At 67.2% G+C, this 5312-nt stretch carries 5 protein-coding genes; 2 read left to right on the top strand and 3 right to left on the bottom strand.

The genetic code is table 11. The features are described from left to right. Positions 1 to 605 (top strand): enolase C-terminal domain-like protein (locus tag ACOJTD_RS02630; protein WP_420131387.1); only part of this gene is annotated, 605 nt, incomplete at its 5' end. On the opposite strand, the gene ACOJTD_RS02625 is transcribed toward ACOJTD_RS02630, so the two are convergent. Beyond that, positions 575 to 1783 (bottom strand): MFS transporter, encoded by a 1209-nt coding sequence (locus ACOJTD_RS02625; RefSeq protein WP_420131388.1) that lies wholly within the window; start codon positions 1781 to 1783, stop codon positions 575 to 577. The two genes, ACOJTD_RS02630 and ACOJTD_RS02625, sit on opposite strands and share 31 nt — an antisense overlap. Before the next feature lie 77 nt (positions 1784 to 1860). Between ACOJTD_RS02625 and ACOJTD_RS02620 the strand changes: the two genes are divergently transcribed. Further along, a complete protein-coding gene (locus tag ACOJTD_RS02620) occupies positions 1861 to 3231 on the top strand; it encodes a hypothetical protein (protein WP_420131386.1) in 1371 nt (456 codons plus the stop codon). Positions 3232 to 3255: 24 nt separating this feature from the next. On the opposite strand, the gene ACOJTD_RS02615 is transcribed toward ACOJTD_RS02620, so the two are convergent. Both ACOJTD_RS02615 and ACOJTD_RS02610 read right to left on the bottom strand, forming a co-directional pair. Next, positions 3256 to 4239: a threonine/serine dehydratase gene (locus tag ACOJTD_RS02615; RefSeq protein WP_420131385.1), complete on the bottom strand. Its 984-nt coding sequence runs from the start codon at positions 4237 to 4239 to the stop codon at positions 3256 to 3258. A 62-nt stretch (positions 4240 to 4301) separates the two neighbouring features. Next, the coding region (locus ACOJTD_RS02610) for a glycosyltransferase family 4 protein (RefSeq protein WP_420131384.1) at positions 4302 to 5312 on the bottom strand (1011 nt) is incomplete at its 5' end.

Here is a 5312-nt window from a genome sequence, read left to right as displayed (position 1 = left end):
CGCTGGGCACCCCGGAGGCGATGGCCGAAGCCACCACGAAAGCCGCAGCGCGGCCGCTGCTGAAGATCAAGCTCGGCGGTGACGGCGATGCGGACCGGATCGCGGCGGTGCGCCGCGCCGCACCGAAGTCCGAACTGATCGTAGATGCCAACGAGGCCTGGACGCCCGGCAACCTCGCGTACAACCTCGCTGCGTGCGCCGAAGCCGGCGTCACGCTGGTCGAGCAGCCTCTGCCCGCCGGCCAAGACGAGGCGCTCGCCACGATCCGGCGCCCGATCCCGGTTTGCGCCGACGAAAGCGTCCACGCGCGTGACTCGCTCGAGGCCCTGCGCGGCCGCTACGACGCGATCAATATCAAACTCGACAAGACCGGCGGCATAACCGAAGCGATCGCGATGGCTCAGGCCGCGCAGGCGCTCGGCTTCGATATCATGGTCGGCTGCATGGTGGCGACCTCGCTGGCAATGGCGCCCGCCATGCTGCTGACGCCACACGCGCGGTTCGTCGATCTCGACGGCCCGCTGTTACTTGCCAAGGATCGCGATGGCGGCCTGCGCTACGAGGCCAGCACCGTCTATCCGCCCACGCCGGAGCTGTGGGGCTGATCGGCGGCCGGCGCTTGCAGCCGGCGGCGCCAGACCAGGACGACCAGCGCACCACTCAGCGCCATCACGGCCATGAGTCCATAGACCGCAATCCCGTAGCGGGCGAACAACGCGCCCGACAACATCGCGGCGCTACTCGTGGCCAACCCGGAGCAGGCGGTGAAATAACCTTGGGCCCGCGCGATGACATGGCTCGGCACATGCCGGATCAGCAGCCCCATCATGCCGAGCTGGGTGAGTCCGAACGTCGCACCATGCAGCAACTGCACGACGATCAGGATTTCGAGCGGGGGATCCTGTGCGGTGATAAGCCAGCGCGCGACGGCGCAGAGCGCGCCGATCAGCATCATCCACGAAGGTGAGATCGTGAGCCGCGGCGACAGCGCAAACACCACGATCTCGGCGAGCACGCCCAGTACCCAAAGGCTGGCGATGGTCTTGCCGCCGTAACCCGCGCCCTGCCAGATGATCGAGCCGAACGTGTAGTAGGCCGCGTGGCTGCCCTGGATCAGCCCGGCGGCGATGATGATCGCAAGGAATGTTGGATTCCGCAGCAACGCGACGCGCCGAACCGGCGTGGCCGGCCGCGTCCCCGGCGCATCGAGCGGCTGCAGGCCAAAGGCCGCGAACACGCCCAGCGCCGCCGTGGCGGCGATCACCCAGATCAAATGCTCGGGTGCGATCAGGTCGGCCAGGACCCCGCTCACCAGCGCGCCGACCACGAAGGCGGTGGAGCCCCATAAACGCAGCGGCCCGTAGTTCAGGCCAAACCGCGCCACGGCCTTCAGTGCGTAGCCGTCGGTAAGCGGCACCAACGGCGTCCAGGCACACGCGGTTAGTGCGAACACCGCCAGAATGGCGAGCGGCCCTCGTAACAGACCGAGGCAAATAAAGCCCAGCGCCGTCAGTGTCGCCGTGGTAATTAATGCGGCCCGCAACGCGTGACGTTGCTCAGCCTGGGCCGTGATGAAAGGAAGGACCGTGAACCGCGTGATCGACGGCGCCGCCACGATCACCGCGATCCAGAACGCTTCGATGCCGATCGCCTTCAGCCACACCGTAAAGAACGGCAGATACGTGCCGGTGACACTGAAGACGGTGGCGTAAAACACCGCGAGCCCGACCGCGAATCGCTTCGGAGCCTTTGTTCTGATGGGGATTTTTGTTCCGGGAGACATCAATTCAATTGCGATTCAGCGCGGATCGTGATGATCGTTATCGTGACGCGCAGTGATTTGTGCAATGAGTCTCCCTGATGGCCGATGAAGCATTCGCACTTTCGCCGATCTCCGCCCGCGCGGCGATGCCGAGCGATGCGGACTACGATGCGATCTGCGAAGCCTTCATGGAAACTTCGCGCGGTCGCTGGTTTCTCACCGAATACGCCAAACGTAATCGCAATGCCGACACCCGCATGGTGCTCGATGCGGTGGCGCGGATCGAGCAGAATCTCGCTGTTCAGAAGCAGCAGGCGAGCGGCAAATCTCTGAGCGAATCGCTGATCGCCATCCGGGCGATTGTCGGCGAGGCCCGCGCGAGCGTGGCGCACAGCCTCGCCAGCCTCGAGAACGACGCCGTGCTGACGGCTGCACGTAACGGCGCGAGGGTCATCCGCGAGGTCTCGTGGACCCTGCGCGAATGCGGCGCTGACGTGCGCATCTGTAATCTGCTCGACAGCCAGGTGGGCGCAATCGACATCGGCCACCGTCTGATCGGCGAGATCGATACCAATGCCGTGCTGGCGGCCTTCGACGGGCTGCTCGACCATATCCACGACCTTGCCGGCGAGCCGCGCCCGCGGACGGCACAGCCCTCGCAGGTGGCTGACGAACCGGCATCGCCGGTTGCCGACGGTGACCTGTCGGAAGCGGCGACGATCGCCACAGCTCCAGCTGTGGACACAAAAGCTGCGGAAACACACGCGGTGATCGCTGACGCACAAGCCGTCGACGATCCGCCGCTCACGATCGTGACGGGCACCACGACCGACGAGATCGAATTCGTTGAAGCCGCAGATCACGCGGTGGCCGAGCCCCACGCCACTGCCGCTGCTCCGGAAAGCCCCCTCGCGGCTGAGCAACCGGCGGCTCAAGCCGAAGACGATGAGGCCGTGCTCGACCTGGTCGCCATGGAGATGTCGGCCCCGCAGCCGCACGAGCCCGGGGAACTCGAAGCTGCGATCGAGGCCGCACGTGTTGAGGCCGAGTTCGCCACAGAGGCCCAGGTCGAGCCCGGTGATCCTTCCGACATCGCGCAGATCGCCGCCGAGGTCGCGGCTCCGCATGAAGTGGCCGAGCCCGACTTTCCTGCCCCCGTGTCTGCCGTGGATGCGGACTCCACGGACATGCCGTCGATGGCATCGGCCGGGATGCCTGAATTCGAAATCGGCGAGCGCGGTGAACCGCTCTATGTGCCGCAGCAGATGGCGGCTCCTGTTGCCGTTCCTGCGGTCCCCGTCATGACGGCTGCGGCGCCGTCCCCTGCTGCTTCCGCCGCTGGGGCAGCGTCGTTGGGCGCAGCATTGCTGGCGAGCGGTGTGGTCAGCCATCCGGGTCAGCCGCGCGGCGACGCGCTGGCCCCGCTGCGGCGGATGAGTCAGCCCGAGAAGATCGCGTTCTTCTCCTGAACCGCTCCCGACCTCGCTGATCGTCTAGGCGATCAGCTTCGCAAACAGGTCGGCATCGACATTGCCGCCGGACAGCACGATCGCGACGGTCTTGCCGCGGGCATCGAGACGGCCCGCCAGCAGCGCGGCCAGCGCCACGGCGCCGCCGGGCTCGACCACCAGCTTCAATTCACGAAACGCAAACGCCACCGCAGTCGCGACTTCGGCATCGGACGCCGTGACGCCCCGCGACAGCAGTTGCTGATTGATCGCGAAGGTCAACTCGCCGGGAATCGAAGCCATCAGCGCGTCACAGATGGTGCGGCCTTCGGCCTTGTGAGGTTCGCGGCGCCCAGCCGCGATCGAACGGGCGTGGTCGTCGAACGCTTCGGGCTCGGCCGACATCACGGCAGCTTCGGGGAAGCGTGTCGTCACCGCGAGGGCTGTGCCTGCAACCAGACCGCCGCCCGAGGCCGGAGCGACGACGATATCCGGGGTCACGCTGAGTGCGGCGAGATCGGCTGCGATCTCACGGCCGACGGTGCCCTGCCCGGCGATCACCTTTGGATCATCGTAAGGCGGGACCAGCGTCGCCCCGCGGCTGTCTGCGATGTCGCGGGCGATCGCCTCGCGATCCTCGCGGTCGCGATCGTACAGCACGACCTCCGCGCCATAGCCCTTGGTGCGCTCGCGCTTCGACAGCGGCGCATCGGCGGGCATCACGATGGTGGCGCGCATGCCGAGGATCTGCGCGGCCGAGGCGACGCCCTGAGCATGATTGCCCGACGAAAACGCCACCACACCGCCAGCGCGCGCCGCTTGCGGGATCGAGGACAGCTTGTTGAAGGCGCCGCGGAATTTGAACGAGCCGGTCCGCTGCAGCATTTCCGGCTTGAGATACACGCGCGCGCCAGTGACGGCATCGAGCGCAGCCGAGGTCAGCAGCGGGGTGCGCATCGCATACGGCGCGAGCACGGCGGCCGCTGCCTCGATATCGGCCGCGGAGATCGGCAGGGAAACGGAATCCATCATGGCCGCACGGTAGCGTGGCCGTCGGGCTGGCAGCAACGCACGTTGGCTTGAGGATCAGATCAGGCGACGATGCTGCGCGGCTTCCCGGCGTCGCCGGCGAGCATCGGGCTCGGGTCCATCATCCAGACCCGGGTGACATTGTCGATGAACGCACGGGCCGATGCAGCCCAGGTATGTTCTGTGGCAAACTCGAGGCAGGCCTCGCGCGAGATCGACAGCGCGCCGAGGCAGGCCTGCCGCAGATCGTCACTGAGCACGCCGACCGGCGCATCGCCGATCACATCGCGTGGCCCGGTCACCGGGTAAGCGGCCACCGGCACGCCGCTGGCCAGCGCTTCGAGCAGCACCAGCCCGTACGTATCGGTCAGGCTCGGGAACACGAACACGTCGGCGGCGGCGTAGACCCGCGCCAGCGCGTCGCCTTGTTTGGCACCGAGGAACACCGCCTGCGGAAAATTGCGTTGTAGACCGGCGCGCGCCGGGCCGTCGCCGACCACGATCTTGGTGCCGGGCAGATCGAGTGACAGGAAGGCTTCGAGATTCTTCTCGACCGCGACGCGGCCGACCGAAAGAAACACCGGGCGCGGCAGGCCGAGGTCGGCGCCTTCGCGCGGATGGAATAACTCGCCGTCCACGCCGCGCGGCCAGAGGACGACGTTGCGGAAGCCGCGACTGCGGAGTTCGTCGGCCAGTGCCGGCGTCGCGGCCATCACGGCGTGGCTGGCGCCGTGGAAGCGGCGAAGCAGCGCCCAGACCCAGGATTCCGGGATCGGCGCGCGCGCCGAGACGTATTCGGGAAAGCGGGTGTGAAAGCTGGTGGTGAAGCGCAGGCCGCGCTTGCGGCAATAGCGCCGCGCCATCAGGCCGATCGGTCCCTCGGTGGCGATGTGGATGCAGTCGGCCTGCGCGGCGCTGATCATCCGCGCGACTTTCGCCGGGCTCGGGATCGCTATCCGCAGATCCGGATAACTCGGCAGCCGCATCGTGGGGAAGGTTTCGGGCGTGAGGAACACGACCTCGACGCCGAGCGCCTTCGCCGCCTCGGCCATCATGGTCAACGTACGCACCAC

This window comes from Rhodopseudomonas sp., from assembly GCF_048594845.1.
Lineage (GTDB): Bacteria > Pseudomonadota > Alphaproteobacteria > Rhizobiales > Xanthobacteraceae > Rhodopseudomonas.
This window is presented reverse-complemented; position numbering and strand designations above follow the sequence as displayed.

Coding starts and splice junctions, on each gene's coding strand:
- ACOJTD_RS02625 (WP_420131388.1), bottom strand. CDS start 1,783: ATGTCTCCCGGAACAAAAATCCCCATCAGAACAAAGGCTCCGAAGCGA.
- ACOJTD_RS02620 (WP_420131386.1), top strand. CDS start 1,861: ATGGCCGATGAAGCATTCGCACTTTCGCCGATCTCCGCCCGCGCGGCG.
- ACOJTD_RS02615 (WP_420131385.1), bottom strand. CDS start 4,239: ATGGATTCCGTTTCCCTGCCGATCTCCGCGGCCGATATCGAGGCAGCG.